Annotated in this window: 21 protein-coding genes; 17 read left to right on the top strand and 4 right to left on the bottom strand. The window is 65.9% G+C overall.

Annotated features, from left to right (window positions below; genetic code table 11):
• The 6 genes from U8L64_RS07295 to U8L64_RS07320 all read left to right on the top strand — a co-directional run.
• A partial coding sequence (locus U8L64_RS07295; RefSeq protein WP_333395695.1) for an electron transfer flavoprotein subunit alpha/FixB family protein occupies positions 1-592 on the top strand: 592 nt, incomplete at its 5' end.
• Positions 593-711: 119 nt separating this feature from the next.
• On the top strand, positions 712-1,533 hold the full coding sequence (locus U8L64_RS07300) for a substrate-binding periplasmic protein (RefSeq protein ID WP_333395698.1): 822 nt from the start codon (positions 712-714) through the stop codon (positions 1,531-1,533).
• A 9-nt stretch (positions 1,534-1,542) separates the two neighbouring features.
• Positions 1,543-1,899 (top strand): DUF4398 domain-containing protein, encoded by a 357-nt coding sequence (locus U8L64_RS07305; RefSeq protein ID WP_043297375.1) that lies wholly within the window; start codon positions 1,543-1,545, stop codon positions 1,897-1,899.
• On the top strand, positions 1,896-2,702 hold the full coding sequence (locus tag U8L64_RS07310; protein ID WP_333395702.1) for an OmpA family protein: 807 nt from the start codon (positions 1,896-1,898) through the stop codon (positions 2,700-2,702). Before U8L64_RS07305 ends, U8L64_RS07310 begins: the two co-directional genes overlap by 4 nt.
• 94 nt (positions 2,703-2,796) lie before the next feature.
• Positions 2,797-4,227, top strand: coding sequence for an aminotransferase-like domain-containing protein (locus U8L64_RS07315; protein WP_043297374.1), 1,431 nt, complete (start codon positions 2,797-2,799; stop codon positions 4,225-4,227).
• A 41-nt stretch (positions 4,228-4,268) separates the two neighbouring features.
• Entirely contained in the window at positions 4,269-4,766 is a 498-nt protein-coding gene (locus U8L64_RS07320) for a hypothetical protein (RefSeq protein ID WP_333395707.1), read from the top strand.
• Between the two features lie 26 nt (positions 4,767-4,792).
• Here the strand turns inward: U8L64_RS07320 and U8L64_RS07325 are convergent, their stop codons facing one another.
• Complete coding sequence (locus tag U8L64_RS07325; RefSeq protein ID WP_333395710.1) at positions 4,793-7,354, bottom strand: bifunctional diguanylate cyclase/phosphodiesterase; 2,562 nt, start codon at positions 7,352-7,354, stop codon at positions 4,793-4,795.
• A gap of 136 nt (positions 7,355-7,490) precedes the next feature.
• On the bottom strand, positions 7,491-7,658 hold the full coding sequence (locus tag U8L64_RS07330; protein WP_008570503.1) for a DUF2897 family protein: 168 nt from the start codon (positions 7,656-7,658) through the stop codon (positions 7,491-7,493).
• Between the two features lie 181 nt (positions 7,659-7,839).
• Here U8L64_RS07330 and pyrF point away from each other — a divergent pair, with 181 nt between their 5' ends.
• On the top strand, positions 7,840-8,535 hold the full coding sequence (gene pyrF / locus U8L64_RS07335; protein ID WP_077682893.1) for an orotidine-5'-phosphate decarboxylase: 696 nt from the start codon (positions 7,840-7,842) through the stop codon (positions 8,533-8,535).
• A gap of 4 nt (positions 8,536-8,539) precedes the next feature.
• Here the strand turns inward: pyrF and U8L64_RS07340 are convergent, their stop codons facing one another.
• Positions 8,540-9,538, bottom strand: a complete 999-nt coding sequence (locus U8L64_RS07340; protein WP_442965271.1) for an NADP-dependent oxidoreductase — start codon at positions 9,536-9,538, stop codon at positions 8,540-8,542.
• Between the two features lie 210 nt (positions 9,539-9,748).
• Here U8L64_RS07340 and U8L64_RS07345 point away from each other — a divergent pair, with 210 nt between their 5' ends.
• The gene (locus tag U8L64_RS07345; protein WP_043297366.1) at positions 9,749-10,510 is read left to right on the top strand and encodes an SDR family oxidoreductase; all 762 of its coding nucleotides are present in this window, start codon (positions 9,749-9,751) and stop codon (positions 10,508-10,510) included.
• A gap of 109 nt (positions 10,511-10,619) precedes the next feature.
• On the opposite strand, the gene U8L64_RS07350 is transcribed toward U8L64_RS07345, so the two are convergent.
• Complete coding sequence (locus U8L64_RS07350; protein WP_333395716.1) at positions 10,620-11,807, bottom strand: benzoate/H(+) symporter BenE family transporter; 1,188 nt, start codon at positions 11,805-11,807, stop codon at positions 10,620-10,622.
• A gap of 252 nt (positions 11,808-12,059) precedes the next feature.
• Between U8L64_RS07350 and fliE the strand changes: the two genes are divergently transcribed.
• The 9 genes from fliE (at position 12,060) to U8L64_RS07395 (ending at position 20,343) form a co-directional block, all read left to right on the top strand.
• Positions 12,060-12,389, top strand: a complete 330-nt coding sequence (gene fliE / locus U8L64_RS07355) for a flagellar hook-basal body complex protein FliE (RefSeq protein WP_003287594.1) — start codon at positions 12,060-12,062, stop codon at positions 12,387-12,389.
• A gap of 13 nt (positions 12,390-12,402) precedes the next feature.
• Positions 12,403-14,190 (top strand): flagellar basal-body MS-ring/collar protein FliF, encoded by a 1,788-nt coding sequence (fliF, locus tag U8L64_RS07360; RefSeq protein ID WP_043297362.1) that lies wholly within the window; start codon positions 12,403-12,405, stop codon positions 14,188-14,190.
• Positions 14,183-15,199 (top strand): flagellar motor switch protein FliG, encoded by a 1,017-nt coding sequence (gene fliG / locus U8L64_RS07365; protein WP_008570497.1) that lies wholly within the window; start codon positions 14,183-14,185, stop codon positions 15,197-15,199. Before fliF ends, fliG begins: the two co-directional genes overlap by 8 nt.
• Positions 15,200-15,202: 3 nt before the next feature.
• Positions 15,203-15,973, top strand: coding sequence for a flagellar assembly protein FliH (gene fliH, locus U8L64_RS07370; RefSeq protein ID WP_333395724.1), 771 nt, complete (start codon positions 15,203-15,205; stop codon positions 15,971-15,973).
• Entirely contained in the window at positions 15,963-17,321 is a 1,359-nt protein-coding gene (gene fliI, locus U8L64_RS07375) for a flagellar protein export ATPase FliI (RefSeq protein WP_043297359.1), read from the top strand. The genes fliH and fliI overlap by 11 nt, the downstream gene beginning before the upstream one ends.
• A 3-nt stretch (positions 17,322-17,324) precedes the next feature.
• Positions 17,325-17,777, top strand: coding sequence for a flagellar export protein FliJ (fliJ, locus tag U8L64_RS07380; RefSeq protein ID WP_102828893.1), 453 nt, complete (start codon positions 17,325-17,327; stop codon positions 17,775-17,777).
• Between the two features lie 184 nt (positions 17,778-17,961).
• Positions 17,962-18,267, top strand: a complete 306-nt coding sequence (locus tag U8L64_RS07385; protein ID WP_043297357.1) for an STAS domain-containing protein — start codon at positions 17,962-17,964, stop codon at positions 18,265-18,267.
• 7 nt (positions 18,268-18,274) lie between these two features.
• Entirely contained in the window at positions 18,275-19,963 is a 1,689-nt protein-coding gene (locus tag U8L64_RS07390) for a fused response regulator/phosphatase (RefSeq protein ID WP_054093361.1), read from the top strand.
• Positions 19,964-19,992: 29 nt separating this feature from the next.
• Positions 19,993-20,343 carry an Hpt domain-containing protein gene (locus tag U8L64_RS07395; protein ID WP_003287603.1) on the top strand — a complete coding sequence of 117 codons (351 nt, stop codon included), beginning with the start codon at positions 19,993-19,995 and terminating at the stop codon, positions 20,341-20,343.
• Positions 20,344-20,403 lie beyond the last annotated feature (60 nt).

Consider the following 20,403-nt stretch of genomic DNA (forward strand, 5'->3'; position numbering starts at 1 on the left):
GATCACGTCGGTCGAAAGCGCTGACACCTTCAAGCGCCCGATCTACGCCGGCAACGCCATCGCCACCGTGCAGTCCACCGCACCGATCAAGGTCATCACCGTGCGTACCACCGGTTTCGATGCGGTCAGCGGCGAAGGTGGTTCGGCTGCCATCGAGCAGATCTCCGGCAGCGGTGATGCAGGCAAGTCCGCCTTCGTCGGCGAAGAGCTGGCCAAGTCCGACCGTCCCGAGCTGACCGCCGCCAAGATCGTCGTTTCCGGCGGTCGCGGCATGCAGAACGGCGAGAACTTCAAGCACCTGTATTCGCTGGCCGACAAGCTCGGCGCGGCGGTCGGTGCCTCGCGTGCCGCGGTCGATGCCGGCTTCGTGCCGAACGACATGCAGGTCGGCCAGACCGGCAAGATCGTCGCGCCGCAGCTGTACATCGCCGTCGGTATTTCCGGCGCGATCCAGCACCTGGCCGGCATGAAGGACTCCAAGGTGATCGTCGCGATCAACAAGGACGAGGAAGCACCGATCTTCCAGGTTGCCGACTACGGCCTGGTGGGCGATCTGTTCGAGATCGTGCCAGAGTTGGAAAAGCTGGTCTGATTCGTCAGTCGCCAAAAAACCCGCTTTCGAGCGGGTTTTTTTATGCGCGAACGGCCGGGCGGCCAATGCTAAGATCACGCCGCGTCGCGTTCGTGTGCTCCTTCATAAAGGTGTCGTTCATGGGGTTTGGCCTTCTGCTGAAATCGGTTCTGGTTGCGCTGCTGGTGGTGCCCTCGCTGGCATTCGCAGTGGGTAAATGCGAGCGACTGGTTGCCACCGGGGCAGCGGACAACCCACCGTTTCTCTGGCGCGACCCGCTGAATCCGCAACGGCTGATGGGCGCCAACGCCGAGCTATTGAAGCAGATCGGCAAATCCCTCGGGGTAAAGATCGAACTGCTCTACAGCGGCGATGCCAGCAAGGCGCTCGACGAAGTGCGCAGCGGTCGGGTCGATATCCTGGCCGATGCGCGGCTGGTGACGCAGCGTCTGGACGAGATGGATTTCGTTCATCCGTCCATCGCTTCGCTGCAGACGGTGGCCTGGGTGCGCAACGAGCCGGGTTTCTTCTATGCCGCACGCGAGGACCTCGCCGGGCATGACGGACGTTTCGTCAGCACCAGTCGATTTGGTCGCGAGTTCGATGCCTTTGCCAGGCAACGCCTGACGCTGCAGCCGGTTGCCTCGTTGTCACAGGCGATGGAGCAGCTGGTGACCGGCAAGACCGACTACGTCCTGCACGAGCGCTACAGCGCGCTTGCCGGCATGGGCGCGCTGGCGATATTGGACAAGGTGCAGCGGCTGGAGCCGCCGGTGCTCAGCCATGAGATGCATCTGGCCATTTCCCACAACTCCGCCTGCAACGACGCTTGGCTGCGGGGACAAATGGCGCTGAAGATGACAGAATTGCGCGCCGCCGGGGTACCCGAGCAGCTGCTGGCCAGCAATCTGGAACGCTGGAAACTGCAGCAGGTCGGAACGGCGAAGGCGTCGCCACAGTAGGACATCGTCGTGAAGAAACTTTGCTGTCTATTATTCGGGCTGGCGCTGGCCGTCCTCGGTGGTTGCGCCAGTGATCCGGCACCGCGCGAACAAATACGTCTGACCGAACAGGCCGTGCAGCAGGCACGGGCGGTCGGTGCCGACGAGCATACCGCCGAGCTGATGCTTGCCGAGCTGAAGCTGGCCGCGGCCCATGCGGCCATGAACGACGAGGACTTCCGGCAGGCGCGCCTGCTGAGCGAGCAGGCTGAGCTGGATGCGCGCCTGGCCGAAGCGCGGGTGCTGAATGCCAAGAGCTTCAGCCAGATTGCCGAGCTGAACCGCAGCATCGAGCGTCTGCGCCAACAACTGGGGGATCTGCGGTGAGTCGGTTTCGTCGACAGGTACTGGTCTGCTTCCTGCTGGGCGGACTGGCCGGCTGCGCCAACCCCGAACTCGAACAGCAGCTTTCCCAGGCAGCAGAGAGCTACACCCAGGTCAGCAGCGATACGCGGGTCCAGCGCGGTGCGCCGAAGGACGTCGTGCGCGCCGGCGAATCGCTGGGGCGGGCGCAGCGCTTTGCTGAGTTCTGGGGCGGCGCCGAGGACGCGCTGCATTATTCCTACCTGAGCCTCAGCTACAGCGAGATCGCCCGGCAGCACGGTACGTTGCTCGACAACCAGCAGCGCATCGTACAACTGCAGATGGAGCGCCAGCGCCTGCGCGACATGCTGCGCGATGCGCGTCTGTTGAGTGCGCAGCAGCCGGGTCGTTGGGGTGATGATCAGATCATCAGCATGGCGGCGACCGAGACCGATCGTGGGCTGGTGATGACGCTGGGCGACGTGCTGTTCCGTGCCGATAGCGACGAGCTGGGTCGCGAGGCCAATCGCACGTTGCTCAAGCTGGCGCATTTCCTCGAACTCAACCCGCAGCGGCGGGTTCGCATCGAGGGCTATACCGACAGCCGCGGTGACGCCGACCGCAACCTTGCGCTATCGCAGGCGCGTGCTGCGGCCGTCGCCGAGGTGCTGACCGATCTGGGCATCGCCTCGCAGCGCATCGAGATACGCGGTTACGGCGAAGCCTTCCCGGTTGCCGAAAACGCTTCGGCGCGCGGTCGCGCACAGAATCGACGCGTGGAAATCCTCTTTTCCGATGCGCAAGGCGAGCTGGGGCCTGATCGCTGAAACATCTGTTTCGCCCACTCGCGATGTAACTGTATTGGTTTCATTCTTCGTTGCTGAGCTACTGTTACGGTTCAGTTTGCGGGGATCGGCAAAAATGACCAATCTGTTGCTCTATCAGCGCATCGCTCAACAGCTGGCCGAGGATATCCGGCGCGGCGTCTATCGTCCTGGGGAGCGCGTGCCGTCCGTGCGCAAGATGAGCCAGCAGCTCAACGTCAGCCACGCGACGGTGCTGCAGGCCTACGCCAACCTGGAAGACCAGGGCATGATCCGCGCCCGTCCGCAGTCGGGCTTCTACGTGCACCAGACGCCAATGCTGACCGCGCCGACGCCCGACATCGCGCAGGTCGAGCGACCCACGCTGGTCACCCGCAGCAGCATCATCAACCAGGTGCTCAACGAGTCGCGCCGCGAGGGCCTGATTCCGCTGGGCGCTGCCGTTCCGCACGTGGACTACCTGCCGGTGCGCGCGCTGCACCAGCAGCTGGCCAAGGTAACCCGCTTCCACAGCCCGCGGGCGTTCAGCTACATGTTCAGTCCGGGTTACGAACCGTTGCGCCGGCAGGTGGCGATCCGCATGCGCGACGCCGGGGTGCTGGTCGACCCTGCCGAAGTGGTGATCACCCACGGCTGTGTCGACGCGCTGCAGATGTCGTTGCGCGTGCTGACCCGGCCCGGCGATCTGATCGCCGCCGAGTCGCCGACCTACTACGGCCTGCTACAACTGGCGGACCTGCTGGGGCTGAAGGTGATCGAGATCCCCAGCGACCCGGACACCGGCATGAGCCTCGAGGCGCTGCAGCTGGCCGCCAGCCAGTGGCCGATCAAGGCGCTGGTGCTGACCGCGCGGCTGAGCAACCCGCTGGGCGTGAGCATGCCCGACAGCCGGCAGAAGCAGCTGCTCAACCTGGCGTCACGCTTCGACATCCAGATCGTCGAGGACGATATCTACGGCGAGCTGATGTTCGAGCAGGGCCAGTACAAGGCGCTCAAGTCCAATGACCGGGAAGGCCGGGTGATCTATTGCTCGAGTTTTTCCAAGACCCTGTCGCCGGGCGTGCGCATCGGCTGGATCATCGCCGGTCGGCACCAGGGCGAGGTGCAGCGCCTGCAGACGTTCAGCACGCACTCGGCGTGCAGCGTGACGCAGATGGGCGTGGCTGCTTACCTGGAAAATGGCGGCTATGACCGTCACCTACGCTTTATCCGGCAGGAGTACCGCAAGAACCTGTCGGCGTTCCAGCTGGCGGTGCAGCGTTATTTCCCCGAAGGCACGCAGATGACCCGGCCCAAGGGCAATTTCATTCTCTGGGTCAGCCTGCCGGCGCGGGTCAACACCAAGGACCTGCAGGTGCGTGCGTTGGCGCAGGGCATCAGCATCGCGCCGGGGCTGATCTTCAGTAACACCGAGCAGTTCAATCACTGCATCCGGTTGAACTGCGGCCTGCCCTGGAACCGCGAGACAGAGCGGGCGCTGAGTACACTCGGCGCGCTGGCCGGCGAGCTTTGCCGAGAGGCACAATAGCGCCGCGCTCGGCCTGCACGAACGAGAGGAGCGGCGCTGCGATGATCAAACCTCTGTGGCTGGCGGGCGCGCTGCTTGTGCTGACAGCCTGCGAAAAGGAGTCGCCTGCACCGCCGGCGCCAGCGAAGACCGCGCCGCCCGTGCTGCAAACACCGGCTGCGCCGCGGCAGGCCGCTGAAACGCCGCCGGATCTGAAGATCGAGGTGGCGCCCGCGACTGAACAGGTCGACGAGACGAAACCGCCGGTGCGGATCAGCGTGCCGAAACCGCCGCCTGCGGCGCCCGCGCACCAGGCCGCGCCTCGCGAGAAAAAGATCGAAGAGGTCGAGTTGACCGTACCCCGCCTCGACTTGAGCCTGCCGGAAGACTGGGCCAAGGAGCTCGGGCACGACGATCCCGCGCCAGCGATGAGCCTGCTGCCGCCGCTGTTCAGCGAACCCACCCAGTCGGTGCAAATGAGCGGGCGGTTGATCACTGGCGACGCGGAGGACGATCCGCTGATCGAGGGCGCGGAAATCCAGTTCGAGTTCAAGCGCTGAGCGCGGCCGGACGCGCCGCGCGCCGCTCAGGGCGCCCGGCGTGCCAGTAGCGTCAGCAGCGCGTCGGCCGCCAGCGGCCGGCTCATGTGGAAGCCCTGTACCTCGGTGCAGCCGTCGGCCTGCAACAGGCGCAATTGTTCTGCGGTTTCCACGCCTTCGGCGGTGACCTGCAGATTCAGCCCACGGCCGAGATCGATCAGCGCGCGGACGATCGAGTGGTCTTCGGCATTCTGCTGCATGCCGCCGACGAAGCTGGTGTCGATCTTGATCACGTCGAACGGGTAGGTGCGCAGGTTGCTGAGCGACGAATAGCCTGTGCCGAAATCATCCATCGCCAATCGCACGCCCAGCGCCTTGAGGCTGCTGAGCAGCGCGAGGGTGCCGGCGTTTTCCTGCAACAGGGCGCTCTCGGTGATTTCCAGCTCCAGCCGGCTGGCGGGCAGGCCGCTTTCGGCCAGCGCGGCCGTTACCTCATCCAGCAATTGTTCATGGCGCAGCTGCAGCGGAGAAAGATTGACCGAGACCACCAGATCGTCCGGCCAGGCTACCGCGTCGCGGCAGGCCTGGCGCAGAACCCAGTTGCCCAGCGTGGCGATCAGGCCGGTTTCTTCAGCGAGCGGGATGAACGACTCGGGCAGCAGCAGCCCGCGCTCTGCATGCGGCCAGCGCAGCAGGGCCTCGGCGCCGATGATGCGCAAGCCCGCGCTGCGGTAGCGCGGCTGGTAATGAACTTCGAAACGCTCTTCGGCCATCGCCTGGCGCAGCTCGTCTTCCTGCCGGTGGCGATCGTTGGCGCGGTTGTCCAGTTCTCGCGCGTACAGATGCCAGGTGCCGCGACCATTGGCCTTGGCCTGGTACAGCGCGATGTCGGCGCAGCGCAGCAGCTCGCTGGCCAACAGACCGTCGCCGGGCGCCACCGCGACGCCGATACTGGCGCCGACGTAGATCTTGTGCCCCTCGTAGAAGAACGGCTCGTGGATGGCTGCGATCACCCGCTCGCAAAGCCGCGCGATGTCCTCCGGCGTGCCCAGGCGGCCGAGCACCATGACGAACTCGTCGCCTCCCAGGCGCGCCACCAGATCATCGTCGCGCGTGCATTGCTTGAGGCGCTGGGCGACCCCGATCAGCACCTCGTCGCCGGCGGCATGGCCGAGCGTGTCATTGACCGGCTTGAAGCGATCCAGATCGAGATAGAGCACCGCCAGCCGCGACGCGCCGCGCAGCGCGGCCAATCGGCCTTCCAGGTGGTCGCGCAGGCGGGCGCGGTTGGGCAGCCCGGTCAGCGCGTCATGTTGCGACAGATACTGAACGCGGGCCTGGGCGCGGGTTTCCTCGGTAATGTCGCTCGCGGTGCCGCGATAGCCGCGCAGCTGATCGTCATCGCGGATCGCCCGCGCGGCCAGTCGGCAATGCCGCTCGCGACCGTCCGCGGCGCGGTAGCTGCACTTCAGTACGCTTGCATGCGGAGCCTGCAGCCACTCGTGCAGCGCGGCGTGGTCGCTGATCAGCAGGTCGATCAGCGGACGGCCGATCCAGTTGCCCGGAGCGTGGCCGGTGATTTCCTCGAATCGGCTAGAGAGATAGGTCAGGTGCACCTGTGCATCGGTTTCCCAGATCCAGTCGGAGGCCGCCTCGGCGACGTCGCGAAAGCGCGCTTCACTGGCGCTCAGTTCGCGACTCTTGCTCGCCAGCCGGGCGTAGTTGATGTCCATCATCTGTACCGTACGCAGTGCCAGACGGCCCAGCAGCCAGATCAGCCCGCCCAGCGCCAGCGCCGCCAGCGCGAGCGTTGGCAGCGCCACCCAGAGCATCCGTCGTCCTGGCTGCGCGGGTTTCCAGGTCAGGGGCCGCGCGCTGCCGTCTTCCAGCATCAGCGGCATCTGTGGTGCCATGCGCGGCGTGTCGGCATCTGCTACGCGCAGCGCGTCGACGGCGTAGTCCTGGCCGAGCTCAGCGAGGCGGGCGGCATCCAGCACATCGACGAACAGCACGATCGAGGCCGGCGTCGCGGCAGCCTTGACCGTGCTGTCTCCTGGCGAGAGCACGGCCGCGGCCACCATCGCCGGCGTGCCATCGACCGACAGCAGGCCGACCACCCCCTGTTCGTGGTCGAACGCCAGGCGTGCGCGCGCCAGCAGCAGCTCGAGGCCCCCCTGCAACCACCGGTAGGCGTCGACCGAGCGCAGCTCGCCGTCGATCACTGCATAGGATGTTTCGCCCTGCGGTGTCACCAGCAGCAGGCCTTCATAACCGAAGTCCTCGTAGAGCGAGGCGCCGAAGTTGGCTTGTGTATAGGCCCAGTCGATGCTCACCGGGCCGTTAAGGTGCGCATAGGCGTCACCCCAGAAGGCGTAGTCGACCACCGAGCGGCCCATCCACTCACGCTGACCCTCGATGGCCTTGCCGGTGAGGAAGCGGCTTTGCGCTAGCGCATCTTCATCAATGCTCGTGGCGATCCGGCTGACCGCAACGCTGGCGCCGAGCAGCGCGCAAAGCAGCACGCCGACCGCGCCGGGTAGTATGCGGCGGGTAAAAATGGCGCGGGCGTGGAGGCGGTTTTCTTCGATATCGGGCAGGGCTGCTGGCATGCGCATTCATCTGGAGGGAAAGGAAAAATCGGCGCGACGACCTGGGCAGGCGCTGCCACCGATGAGCGTGTCGTGCTTCCTTTCACTTGCCGAACGTGCGGCGATTGCGATGCTGCAGCCGCAGCGGCGACCGGGTTCAGCGGTCGCGTGCGTCCTGTGCGTCTGCTGCGGCATTGCGCTCGGCAATGCGCTTCTTCTGTTCTTCGCTGAGGGGAATCTTGCGCGCCGTCGAGCGCAACATGAGCAGGCTGCCGACGATGGAACCGAGCGCTACGGCCAGAATCAGCCAGAAGTACCAGGGCATGGCGTACCTCCACAGACGAAATAGACGAAGCCGCAGACCCGATTTGCGGACAGCGTCACTTTACGCTGCACCGTAGTGTGGGTCACGTGCGATCCGGTTTGTCGGCGCATGCGGCATGGGCTTTAGTTCGACCGCAAATTTTCTGCGACAATGCGCGCCGAATTTTGCCGAGGACCCCGCCATGACTTGCCAGACTCCGATCATCGTTGCGCTCGACTTCCCTTCGCAGGACGCCGCCCTGGCGCTGGCGCAGCAGCTCGATCCCGCGCTGTGCCGGGTCAAGGTCGGCAAGGAATTGTTCACCCGCTGCGGCCCGGCAGTGGTCGAGGCGCTGCGCGCGCGCGGCTTCGAGGTGTTCCTCGACCTCAAATTCCACGACATTCCCAACACCACGGCGATGGCGGTCAAGGCGGCCGCCGAGCTGGGCGTGTGGATGGTCAACGTGCACTGTTCGGGCGGTCTGCGCATGATGGCGACCTGTCGCGAGACGCTGGACAAGATCGGCGGGCCGGCGCCGCTGCTGATCGGCGTGACTGTGCTGACCAGCATGGAACAGGCCGATCTGGCCGATCTCGGTCTGGACATCGCGCCGCAGGAGCAGGTGCTGCGTCTGGCCGGCCTGGCCGCGCGAGCAGGCCTCGATGGCCTGGTCTGTTCGGCCCAGGAAGCGCAGCCGTTGAAGGCGCAATACCCCCAGCTGCAGCTGGTGACGCCCGGCATCCGCCCGGCCGGCAGCGCCCAGGACGACCAGCGGCGCATCCTCACCCCGGCGCAGGCGATGGCCGCCGGTTCGGACTATCTGGTCATCGGGCGGCCGATCGCCCAGGCCGCCGATCCGGCGCAGGCGCTGGCCGCGGTCGTCGCCGAGCTGGGTTGAGCGCTCAGCCGACCTTGAGCACCAGCTTGCCGAAGTTCTCGCCGCTGAAGAGCTTCAACAGGGTCTCGGGGAAGGTCTCCAGACCCTCGACGACATCTTCCTTGCTCTTCAGCTGGCCGCTGGCCAGCCAGCCGGCCATCTCGCGCATCGCCTCCGGGTAGCGCGCCATATAGTCGGTCACCACCATGCCTTCCATGCGCGCGCGGTTGACCAGCAGCGACAGGTAGTTCGCCGGTCCCTTGACCGCTTCCTTATTGTTGTACTGACTGATCGCGCCGCACAGCACCACCCGTGCACCGACGTTGATACGGGTGAGCACGGCGTCGAGGATGTCGCCGCCGACGTTGTCGAAATACACGTCCACACCCTGCGGGCATTCGCGCTTCAGGCCCGCGGCGAGGTCCTCGTGCTTGTAGTCGATGGCGCCGTCGAAGCCCAGCTCCTCGACCAGGAAGCGACACTTTTCGGCGCCGCCGGCGATGCCCACCACCTTGCAGCCTTTGATCTTGGCGATCTGCCCGGCCACGCTGCCCACCGCGCCAGCGGCGCCGGAAAGCACCACGGTATCGCCGGCCTTCGGCTGGCCGACGGCGAGCAGGGCGAAGTAGGCGGTCATGCCGGTCATGCCCAGCGCCGACAGGTAGCGCGGCAGCGGTGCCTGCTGCGGGTCGACCTTGTAGAAACCCTTCGGCTCGCCGCAAAAGTATTTCTGCACACCCAGCGGACCATTGACGTAGTCGCCGACGGCGAAGCCCGAATGCTGCGAGGCGATCACCTTGCCAACGCCGAGCGCGCGCATCACCTCGCCGAGACCTACCGGCGCGATGTACGACTTGCCCTCGTTCATCCAGCCACGCATGGCCGGATCGATGGACAGGTACTCGACCTGCACCAGGATTTCGTTGGGGCCGGGCTCGCCGGTTTCCGCCTCGACGAACCGGAAGGTGTCGCGCGTCGGTGCGCCGATCGGCCGCTGGGCCAGCAGGTACTGTTGATTGAGCATGTCGAACAAGCCTTCGTTGAGCGAAAAGCTTGGTTTAGCCGCCGCCGGGCGTGATCGCAACATGCATCCGTCGGCGCGTATGCACTGGCATCCAGAGCGGTGATATCGGCATCGTGGGTTCCACGGAGCGGTATAACGGTGACCGCTTATGGTCTCGTGGTCACGTCAGGACCCGTCGCCAGGTTCAATCTCTCGTTCAGGATCTCCAGCATGAGCATGAAATTCTCCGGTCAGGTCGCCCTCGTCACCGGTGCAGCGGCGGGTATCGGCCGCGCCACGGCGCAGGCCTTCGCCGAGCAGGGCCTCAAGGTCGTCCTCGCCGATCTCGATGAAACCGCGGGTGAGGCGGCCGCCGCAGCGATTCGGGAAAACGGCGGCGAGGCGTTGTTTGTCCGTTGCGATGTCACGCGCGACGAACAGGTCAGAGCCTTGCTGGAGCAGGTCGTGGGTCGTTTCGGCCGGCTGGACTACGCCTTCAACAACGCCGGTATCGAGATCGAGCAAGGCCGATTGGCCGAAGGCAGCGAGGCGGAGTTCGACGCGATCATGGGCGTCAACGTCAAGGGCGTGTGGCTGTGCATGAAGCACCAGTTGCCGCTGATGCTGGCGCAGGGCGGCGGCGCCATCGTCAACACCGCCTCGGTGGCCGGCCTGGGTGCGGCGCCGAAGATGAGCATCTACTCGGCATCCAAGCATGCGGTGATCGGCCTGACCAAGTCGGCGGCCATCGAATATGCGAAGAAGGGCATCCGGGTGAATGCGGTGTGCCCGGCGGTGATCGACACCGACATGTTCCGCCGTGCCTATGAGGCCGATCCGCGCAAGGCGGAGTTCGCTGCGGCGATGCATCCGGTTGGGCGCATCGGCAAGGTCGAGGAGATCGCGGCGGCGGTGCTCTATCTGTGTAGCGATGGCGCGGCGTTTACCACAGGCCATGCGCTGGCGGTGGATGGTGGAGCGACGGCGATTTAGCGTTCTGGGTGTCGGGAGCTGGGCGATCCGCGAGTGCCTCGGGTTTCGCCCTGCCGGTCAGCGTGCCTGCCCCGGGCCGCCCCGGAGCGGCGCGGAAAACCAGGCGCGCTCAGTCTCGCTTGCTTAGCACCAGCAACGTCACCACCCCCGCAATCAAGCCCCACAGCGCGGCCCCGATGCCGAACAGCGTCAGTCCCGATGCCGTGACCATGAAGGTAATCAGCGCCGCCTCGCGCTCATGCGGCTGCTGCATGGCCTGGGTCAGCCCCGCACCGATCGAGCCGAGCAGCGCGAGCGCCGCGATCGACAGCACCAGCGCCGCTGGAAACGCCGCGAACAGCGCTGCCAGGGTCGCGCCGAAGATGCCGGCGATGCCATAAAATACCCCGCACCACGCCGCCGCCGTGTAGCGCTTGCGCGGGTCGGGATGCGCCTCGGGGCCGGCGCAGATCGCCATGGTGATCGCCGCCAGATGGATGCCGTGCGAGCCGAACGGTGCCAGTAGCACCGAGGCGATGCCGGTCACCGAAATCAGTGGCGAGGCTGGCACGTCGTAACCCTCGGCGCGCAGCAATGCCAGCCCCGGCATGTTCTGCGACGCCATCGCGATGACGAACAGCGGGATGCCGATGCTGAGAATCGCGGCAAATGAGAGCGCCGGCGTCGTCCATACCGGCGCCGCCAGTTCCAGACGCAAGTCGCGGAAATCCAGCAGCCCTTGCATGGCCGCCAACACGCAGCCGACCACCAGCGCACCCGGCACCGCATAGCGCGGCAGCAGCCGTTTGCCCAGCAGGTAGGTGAAGAACATGCCCAGCACCAGCAACGGCTGGGCCGGCACGGCGCGGAAAATCTCGCTGCCGATATTGAACAGCACGCCGGCCAGCAGCGCCGCGGCGAGCGAGGCGGGGACGCGGCGCATCAACCGTTCGAAGCTGCCGGTCAGCCCACACAGCACGATCAGCAGCGAGGCGAAGATGTAGGCGCCGATCGCCTCGGCGTACGGCACGCCGGGCAGGCTGGCGATCAGCAGGGCGGCGCCGGGCGTCGACCAGGCGACTACCACCGGCGTGCGGTAGCGCAGCGACAGGCCGACGCTGCAGATCGCCATGCCGATCGACAACGCCCAGATCCACGAGGAGATCTGCCCGGCGCTCAGACCGGCTGCCTGGCCGGCCTGGAACATCAGTACCAGCGAGCTGGTGTAGCCGGTCAGCATGGCGATGAAGCCGGCGACGACGGTCGAGGGCGAGCTGTCGCCGAGGGGGCGCAGTCCAAGGCGGACGGATTCGGTCATGGTGCTTGTTCTTGTCGGGCCGACGGGACGCCACCGGCTGGGCCGGGGCGCATCTGCAGGCTAGCCTACCGGCACGATGCGCACGACATGCAGTACAGCCATCGCCGGGTTCGACGGAACAGTGTCGGTGTTCGCAGTCAGACGAAGTGCGGCGCCGGTGGCAGGGCATGTCTCAGTTTCTGGCACCCTTGTTGCTATCTACTCACTGCCTGCCACGTAGCGTCAAAAAACCGTGGCTGTTGGAGGAAGTAGATGAGTCAGGGTGTCCAATTCAATCGCTTGATGCTGGAAATGCGGGCCATGCAGACCGATGCCATGGCGCGCACCAAGCCCGAGGCGCCGGTACAGGAAGCTGGTGCGCCGAGCTTCTCCGACATGCTCGGCCAGGCGGTGAACAAGGTGCACGAAACCCAGCAGGTTTCCAGTCAGATGTCCTCTGCCTTCGAGATGGGGCAGGGCGGCGTCGACCTGACCGAAGTGATGATCGCCTCGCAGAAGGCCAGCGTTTCTTTCCAGGCCCTGACCCAAGTGCGTAACAAGCTGGTCCAGGCCTATCAAGACATCATGCAGATGCCGGTGTGAGGCGGATTGAATTATGGCTGATGCGGTGAGCAACGTTCCGGTGCAGAGCGGCGCGGTAGAGGCGAAGAAGCCGCTGCTGGGGCTGTCGTTCCTGGAAAACCTCTCCGAGATGTCGATGCTGCGCCAGATCGGCCTGCTGGTCGGGCTGGCCGCGAGCGTCGCCATCGGTTTCGCCGTGGTGCTCTGGTCGCAGCAGCCGGACTACCGCCCGCTGCTCGGCAGCCTGGCTGGAATGGACGCCAATCAGGTGATGGAGACGCTCGCCGCGGCGGATATCGCCTACACCGTCGAGCCCAATTCCGGCGCGCTGCTGGTCAAGGCCGACGACCTGGCACGCGCCCGGCTGAAGCTCGCCGGTGCCGGCATCGCGCCAGCCGACAGCAACATCGGTTTCGAGATCCTCGACAAGGAGCAGGGCCTGGGCACCAGCCAGTTCATGGAGGCGACCCGTTACCGGCGCGGCCTGGAAGGCGAGCTGGCTCGCACCGTGTCCAGCCTGAACAACGTCAAGGGTGCCCGTGTGCACCTGGCGATTCCCAAGAGTTCGGTGTTCGTCCGTGACGAACGCAAGCCCAGCGCCTCGGTGCTGGTCGAGCTGTACCCGGGCCGCTCGCTGGAGCCGAGTCAGGTGATGGCGATCATCAACCTGGTCGCCACCAGCGTGCCGGAGCTGAGCAAGTCGCAGATCACCGTGGTGGACCAGAAGGGCAACCTGCTGTCCGACCAGCAGGAGCTGTCCGAGCTGACCATGGCCGGCAAGCAGTTCGACTACAGCCGGCGCATGGAAGGCCTCTACACCCAGCGCGTGCACAACATCCTGCAGCCGGTGCTGGGCAGCGGTCGCTACAAGGCGGAAGTCTCGGCGGACGTCGATTTCAGTGCGGTGGAGTCCACCTCGGAAACCTTCAACCCTGACCAGCCGGCACTGCGCAGCGAGCAGAGCGTCAACGAGCAGCGCCAGAGCAGCCTGCCGCCGCAGGGCGTGCCCGGTGCGCTGAGCAATCAGCCCCCCGGACCGGCTTCGGCGCCGGAGCAGGCCAGGCAGCAGGCCGCCGCCGCGGGCGCCGTGGCACCCGGCCAGCCGCTGCTGGATGCCAACGGTCAGCAGATCATGGATCCGGCGACCGGTCAGCCGATGCTGGCACCGTATCCCTCGGACAAGCGCGAGCAGGCCACCCGCAACTACGAGCTGGATCGCTCCATCAGCTACACCAAGCAGCAGCAGGGCCGCCTGCGCCGGCTGTCGGTGGCGGTGGTGGTCGACGACCAGGTCATGACCAATGCCGCCGGAGAAGTCACCCGTACGCCGTGGACGGCCGACGACCTGGCGCGCTTCACCCGTCTGGTGCAGGACGCCGTGGGCTTCGATGCCAGCCGTGGCGACAGCGTCAGCGTGATCAATACCGCCTTCGTCGCGGATTCCTTCGACGACGCGGTGATCGACATCCCGTTCTACTCGCAGCCCTGGTTCTGGGATGTGGTCAAGCAGGTGTTGGGCGTGCTGTTCATCCTGGTGCTGGTGTTCGGCGTGCTGCGTCCGGTGCTGAACAACCTGACCCATGCCGGCAAGGGCAAGGAACTGCAGAACATTGGCGACGGCGATGTCGAACTGGGAGACATGGACGGCGTCGACGGTGCGCTTGCCAACGACCGCGTCAGCTTGAGCGGTCCGCAGAACATCATGTTGCCGAGTCCGAGCGAGGGATACGAAGCCCAGCTCAACGCGATCAAGAACCTGGTGGCCGAAGATCCGGGACGGGTCGCCCAGGTGGTGAAAGAGTGGATCAACGCCGATGAGTGAGAACCGGGTTCAAACCAAGCTCAACAAGGTCGACAAGGCCGCCATCCTGCTGCTGTCGCTGGGGGAAACCGATGCCGCGCAGGTGCTGCGTCACCTCGGTCCGAAGGAAGTGCAGCGGGTCGGCACGGCGATGGCGCAGATGCGCAACATCCACCGCGAGCAGGTCGAGCGGGTGATGAGCGAGTTCGTCGAGATCGTCGGCGACCAGACCAGCCTCGGCGTCGGCTCCGACGGCTACATCCGCAAGATGCTCACCCAGGCGCTGGGCGAGGACAAGGCCGGCGGTCTGATCGACCGCATCCTGCTGGGCGGCAACACAAGCGGCCTGGACAGCCTGAAGTGGATGGAACCGCGCGCCGTGGCGGACGTGATCCGCTACGAGCACCCGCAGATCCAGGCGATTGTCGTGGCCTATCTGGACCCCGATCAGGCCGGCGAGGTGCTGTCGCACTTCGATCACAAGGTGCGTCTGGACATCGTGCTGCGCGTGTCGTCGCTCAACACCGTGCAGCCGGCGGCGCTGAAGGAACTCAACCTGATCCTCGAGAAGCAATTCTCCGGTAACACCAACACCAGCCGCGCCAGCCTTGGCGGCGTGAAGCGTGCCGCCGACATCATGAACTACCTCGACAGCTCCATCGAAGGCCAGCTGATGGACGCCATCCGCGAAGTCGACGAGGACCTGTCCACGCAGATCGAGGACCTGATGTTCGTCTTCGACAACCTGGCTGACGTCGACGACCGCGGCATTCAGATCCTGCTGCGCGAGGTTTCCTCCGACGTGCTGGTGCTGGCGCTCAAGGGTGCCGACGAAGCGATCAAGGAAAAGGTCTTCAAGAACATGTCCAAGCGTGCCGGCGAACTGCTGCGCGACGACCTGGAGGCCAAGGGCCCGGTGCGCGTCAGCGAAGTCGAGAACGCGCAGAAGGAAATCCTCACCATCGCCCGCCGCATGGCCGAAGCCGGGGAGATCGTCCTGGGTGCCAAGGGCGGCGAGGAAATGGTCTAAGCCGTGGCCAAGGAAAATCCCAGCGATGTGATCCGTGCTCAGGACGTGCGGCTGTTCGACCGCTGGGCGCTGCCCAGCTTCGACGCCGAGGGTGCGGCAGCCGAAGCGCCCCTCGAAGCGGAACCGATCGTCGAAGAGCTGGCGCATAGCGAAGAGGTGCCGGTCGAGGAAGTCAAACCCTTGACACTCGACGAGCTGGAAGCGATTCGCCAGGAGGCCTACAACGAAGGCTTCGCCACCGGCGAGAAGGACGGCTTCCATGCCGGCCAGCTGAAGGCCCGCCAGGAGGCCGAGACGGCGCTGGCCGCACGCCTGCAGAGCCTGGAGCAGCTGATGACGCAGCTGCTCGATCCGATTGCCGAGCAGGATCGCAACCTCGAGCACGCGCTGGTCACGCTGGTCAGCCACCTGTCGCGCGAGGTGATCCAGCGCGATCTGCTGATCGATTCCAGCCAGATCCGCCAGGTGCTGCGTGAGGCGCTCAAGCTGCTGCCGATGGGCGCGCAGAATGTGCATGTTCACGTCAATCCACAGGATTTCGAAATGATCAAGGCGCTGCGCGAGCGCCACGAGGAGAGCTGGCGGATTCTCGAAGATGCCAGCCTGCTGCCCGGCGGCTGCCTCATCGAGACCGAACACAGCCGCATCGATGCCAGCGTCGAGACGCGCCTGAGCCAGGCGATCAAGCAGCTGTTCGAGCAACAGCGCGAGAACGCCACCCATCCGCCGGCGGCTGACCTGCACCTCGATCTGGACCACCCCGATGCGCCTTGACCGGGTCAGTTTCGCCCGGCGCCTGGCCTGCTACACGGAGGCGGTCAAGCTGCCCAGTCAGCCGATTCTCGAAGGCCGTCTGCTGCGCATGGTCGGCCTGACGCTGGAGGCCGAAGGCCTGCGCGCCGCGGTCGGCAGCCGCTGCCGGGTGATCAACGACGACAGCTACCACCCGACCGAGGTCGAGGCCGAGGTCATGGGCTTCTCCAGCGGCAAGCTCTATCTGATGCCGGTCGGCAGTCTCGCCGGTATCGCGCCGGGTGCGCGGGTGGTGCCGCTGCCCAACACCGGTCGCCTGCCGATGGGCATGTCGATGCTTGGCCGGGTGCTCGACGGCGCCGGCCGCGCGCTGGACGGCAAGGGCGGCATGCGCGCCGAGGACTGGGTGCCGATGGACGGCCCGGTGATCAACCCGCTCAAGCGCCATCCGATCAGCGAGCCGCTGGACGTCGGCATCCGCAGCATCAACGGCCTGCTCACCGTCGGCCGCGGCCAGCGTCTGGGACTGTTCGCCGGTACTGGCGTCGGTAAGTCGGTGCTGCTGGGCATGATGACCAAGTTCACCGAGGCGGACATCATCGTCGTCGGCCTGATCGGCGAGCGTGGCCGCGAGGTCAAGGAATTCATCGAACACATCCTCGGCGAGGAGAGCCTCAAGCGCTCGGTGGTGGTCGCTTCGCCCGCCGATGAGGCGCCGCTGATGCGCCTGCGCGCCGCACAGTACTGCACGCGCATCGCCGAGTACTTTCGCGACAAAGGCAAGAACGTCCTGCTGCTGATGGATTCGCTGACGCGCTACGCCCAGGCCCAGCGTGAAATCGCCCTGGCCATCGGCGAGCCGCCAGCGACCAAGGGCTATCCGCCATCGGTGTTCGCCAAGCTGCCGAGCCTGGTCGAGCGCGCCGGTAATGCCGAGCAGGGCGGCGGTTCGATCACCGCGTTCTATACGGTGCTCTCCGAAGGCGACGATCAGCAGGACCCGATCGCCGACGCCGCGCGCGGCGTGCTCGACGGCCACATCGTGCTGTCGCGGCGGCTGGCCGAGGAGGGTCACTATCCGGCCATCGATATCGAAGCGTCGATCAGCCGGGTCATGCCGCAGGTGGTGGATGCGGAGCATGTGCGCGCCTCGCAGCGTTTCAAACAGCTGTGGTCGCGTTACCAGCAGAGTCGCGACCTGATCAGCGTCGGCGCCTACGTGCCCGGCGGCGACCCGGATACCGACCTTGCCATCGCCCGCCAGGCCGAGATGGTTCGCTACCTGCGCCAGGGTCTGAACGAAAGCGAGCGGCTGGAGGAAAGCGCGGCACAACTGGCCGCGGTATTCGGCCCGCGTCAGGGCGCGTAATCCGTGGCAAGCAGTCGTGCCGATCGGTTGGCGCCGGTGATCGAGATGGCGCAGAAGGCCGAGCGCGACGCCGCGCGCATGCTCGGTCAGGGGCAGATGCAGCTGTCGCAGGCCGAGGCCAAGCTCGGCGAGCTCGAGCAGTATTTCAGCGATTACCAGCAGCAGTGGCTGCGCCAGGGCAGCCAAGGCGTGTCTGGCCAGTGGCTGATGAACTATCAGCGTTTTCTGTCCCAGCTCGAATCGGCCATCGGCCAGCAGCAGCGCAGCGTGGCCTGGCATCGCGACAACCTGGCCAAGCTGCGAAGCCAGTGGCAGCAGCGGCACGCGCGGCTCGAAGGGCTGAGCAAGCTGGTGGAGAGTTATCTGCGCGAGGCGCGCGTCGCGGCCGACAAGCGTGAGCAGAAATTGCTCGACGAGTTCTCGCAGCGGCTGGCAGGACGGCCGCGGCAGGATTGAGCTTGCCGCTGTAGGGTCTGAATGCTAAATCTTCTCGGGTATCATCGCAGCAGCCCGCGACAGCTCGCTGGTACGCGCCCATTCAGCGCCGTGCAGCCTGCGCCCGGTTCGCCGGCAGGCACAGTCGTTCTCACGTGGCGCATGGCGGTCTGGCAAGACCCCGTTTCGGATCAGGGAGTGCTACATGACCATTACTTCTCAACCATCGGCCGATGGGCGCGAACTGACGATCGCCATCAGCGGACGCTTCGATTTCAACGCCCACCAGGCGTTCCGCGATGCGTACCAGCGCCAGGACGTCGCGCCCGAGCGCTACGTCGTCGATCTGCAGGGTGCGACCTATCTCGACAGCTCGGCGCTCGGCATGCTGTTGCTGCTGCGCGATCATGCCGGCGGCGATGAAGCCGACGTCCGGCTGGTCAACTGCAATGCCGACGTGCGCAAGATTCTTTCGGTGTCCAACTTCGAACAACTGTTCGTGATCGCCTGAGGTGCCGATGCGCCTGACCATCCTGATCGCCGAGGACAGCCCGGTCGATCGGATGCTGCTGTCGACCATCATCGCCCGCCAGGGCCACCACGTGCTGACCGCCAGCGACGGCCTGGAAGCCGTAGCGCTCTACGAGCGCGAGCGTCCGCAACTGGTGCTGATGGATGCGCTGATGCCGCTGATGGACGGCTTCGAGGCCGCGCGGCGGATCAAGAGCCTGGCTGGCGACGAGCTGGTACCGATCATCTTCCTCACCTCGCTCAGCGAGAATCAGGCGCTGGTGCGCTGTCTGGATGCCGGTGGCGACGATTTCATCGTCAAGCCGTACAACCCGGTAATTCTCGAAGCCAAGATCAAGGCCATGCATCGGCTGCGTCGGCTGCAGGCGACGGTGGTCGAGCAGCGCGACCTGATCGCCCGGCGCAACCAGCAGCTGCTCGACGAGCAGCGCGCGGCCAAGGCGATCTTCGACAAGGTGGCGCATGCCGGTTGCCTGGGCGCGCCGAACATCCGCTACCGGCAATCGCCGCGTGCGCTCTTCAACGGCGACCTGCTGCTGGCGGCGCAATCGCCGACCGGACAGATGTTCGTGCTGCTGGGCGACTTCACCGGCCACGGCCTGCCGGCGGCGATCGGCGCCATGCCGCTGGCCGAGACCTTCTACGGCATGACGGCCAAGGGCTACGCCGCCAAGGACATCCTTCGCGAGCTGAATGCCAAGCTCAAACAGATCCTGCCGGTGGAGATGTTCTGCTGCGCCACATTGCTGGACATCAACCTCACTCAGGGCGTGCTGAATGTCTGGAGCGGCGGGCTGCCGGACGGCTACCTGATCCGTCCCGACGGCGAGCGCGTAGCACTGGTGTCGCGTCATCTGCCGCTGGGCGTGCTGGCACCGGGCGCGTTCGATGCGCACTTCGAGAGCCACCCGCTGAAGCTCGGCGACCGCCTGCTGCTGCTGTCCGACGGCGTGGTGGAGAGCATCAATGCCCGCGACGAGCTGTTCGGCGAACAACGCCTGCTGGCCGTTCTCGATGCCAACCGTGATGCGACGCGGCTGTTCGACGAGATTGAGGAGGCGCTGCTGGCATTTCACGGCCAGCTGCGCGACGACCTCAGCCTGGTCGAGGTCGATCTGAGCGAGAAGATGGCGGCGCTGCAGCTGCCGTTGTCGTTCGGTGCGCCGAAGGAGGGCCGGCCGGCCAACTGGTCCGGGCGCTTCGAGCTGCGTGCGGCCAGCCTGCGCGCCGGCAATCCCTTGCCGCTGTTACTGCAAGTACTGCTGCAGTTCCATCAGCTGCGGCCTCGCGCCGGCGCCGTTTATGCGGTACTGGTCGAGCTGTACTCCAACGCGCTGGAGCACGGCGTGCTCGGTCTGGATTCGGCGCTCAAGCGTGATGCCGACGGCTTTGCCCGCTATTACGAGGCGCGCAGCGAGCGCCTGGCGGCGCTGGTGGACGGCTACATCCGCCTCGAACTGGATATCCAGTGCGATGCGGCCGGCGGTCGCCTGCGCATCGGCATCCAGGACAGCGGCCCGGGCTTCGATGTCGAGCGCGTGCTGGGCGAGGCGCGCGGCGTGGAATGTCTGCGCGGACGGGGATTGCAGCTGATTCGTCAGCTCAGTGACGGTTTCGCCTGGCAGGCCGACGGGCGCGGACTGAGCGTGGAGTTCCGTTGGTCGGCTCAGGCATAATTCAGCGCCTTTCTCCCAGGAGCGGATCGGTGTCCATTCCTCATCTCGACAGTGCCGTACTCGTCACGCTGCAAGCGGTCATGGAAGGCGAGTACCCACTTCTGCTGGATACCTTCCTGGCCGACTCCGAGGAGCGCCTGCGCCTGCTGCGCCAGGCCTTCCAGGCGGGCGAGGGCGAGACGCTGCGGCGTGCGGCGCACAGCTTCAAGGGCAGCTGCAGCAACCTGGGCGCCGCCGCGCTGGCCGATCTGTGCTGCCAGCTGGAGACCCTGGCCCGCGAGCAGCGATTGGTCGAGGCGCCGGCGATGATCGAGCGGATCGAGCGCGAGTTCGCCATCGTCGGCATCCTGTTTCGTGCCGAGCGTCAGCGCTACGGCTGAACGGACGGCTCTCTGACGGTTTTGCTGGCCCGGAACTTGCTCAAGGTTCTGCACGAACCA

Origin of the sequence: Pseudomonas sp. FIP_A4 (assembly GCF_036701605.1) — a bacterium.
Taxonomy (GTDB): domain Bacteria; phylum Pseudomonadota; class Gammaproteobacteria; order Pseudomonadales; family Pseudomonadaceae; genus Stutzerimonas; species Stutzerimonas phenolilytica.

What these genes read in the sequence shown, in the direction of transcription:
- fliE (WP_003287594.1), top strand. Translation starts at nt 12,060, where the DNA reads ATGAGTCAGGGTGTCCAATTCAATCGCTTGATGCTGGAAATGCGGGCC.
- U8L64_RS07345 (WP_043297366.1), top strand. Translation starts at nt 9,749, where the DNA reads ATGAGCATGAAATTCTCCGGTCAGGTCGCCCTCGTCACCGGTGCAGCG.
- U8L64_RS07350 (WP_333395716.1), bottom strand. Translation starts at nt 11,807, where the DNA reads ATGACCGAATCCGTCCGCCTTGGACTGCGCCCCCTCGGCGACAGCTCG.
- U8L64_RS07320 (WP_333395707.1), top strand. Translation starts at nt 4,269, where the DNA reads ATGATCAAACCTCTGTGGCTGGCGGGCGCGCTGCTTGTGCTGACAGCC.
- pyrF (WP_077682893.1), top strand. Translation starts at nt 7,840, where the DNA reads ATGACTTGCCAGACTCCGATCATCGTTGCGCTCGACTTCCCTTCGCAG.
- U8L64_RS07315 (WP_043297374.1), top strand. Translation starts at nt 2,797, where the DNA reads ATGACCAATCTGTTGCTCTATCAGCGCATCGCTCAACAGCTGGCCGAG.
- fliI (WP_043297359.1), top strand. Translation starts at nt 15,963, where the DNA reads ATGCGCCTTGACCGGGTCAGTTTCGCCCGGCGCCTGGCCTGCTACACG.
- fliG (WP_008570497.1), top strand. Translation starts at nt 14,183, where the DNA reads ATGAGTGAGAACCGGGTTCAAACCAAGCTCAACAAGGTCGACAAGGCC.
- U8L64_RS07390 (WP_054093361.1), top strand. Translation starts at nt 18,275, where the DNA reads ATGCGCCTGACCATCCTGATCGCCGAGGACAGCCCGGTCGATCGGATG.
- U8L64_RS07340 (WP_442965271.1), bottom strand. Translation starts at nt 9,538, where the DNA reads ATGCTCAATCAACAGTACCTGCTGGCCCAGCGGCCGATCGGCGCACCG.
- U8L64_RS07385 (WP_043297357.1), top strand. Translation starts at nt 17,962, where the DNA reads ATGACCATTACTTCTCAACCATCGGCCGATGGGCGCGAACTGACGATC.
- fliF (WP_043297362.1), top strand. Translation starts at nt 12,403, where the DNA reads ATGGCTGATGCGGTGAGCAACGTTCCGGTGCAGAGCGGCGCGGTAGAG.
- U8L64_RS07300 (WP_333395698.1), top strand. Translation starts at nt 712, where the DNA reads ATGGGGTTTGGCCTTCTGCTGAAATCGGTTCTGGTTGCGCTGCTGGTG.
- U8L64_RS07330 (WP_008570503.1), bottom strand. Translation starts at nt 7,658, where the DNA reads ATGCCCTGGTACTTCTGGCTGATTCTGGCCGTAGCGCTCGGTTCCATC.
- U8L64_RS07325 (WP_333395710.1), bottom strand. Translation starts at nt 7,354, where the DNA reads ATGCCAGCAGCCCTGCCCGATATCGAAGAAAACCGCCTCCACGCCCGC.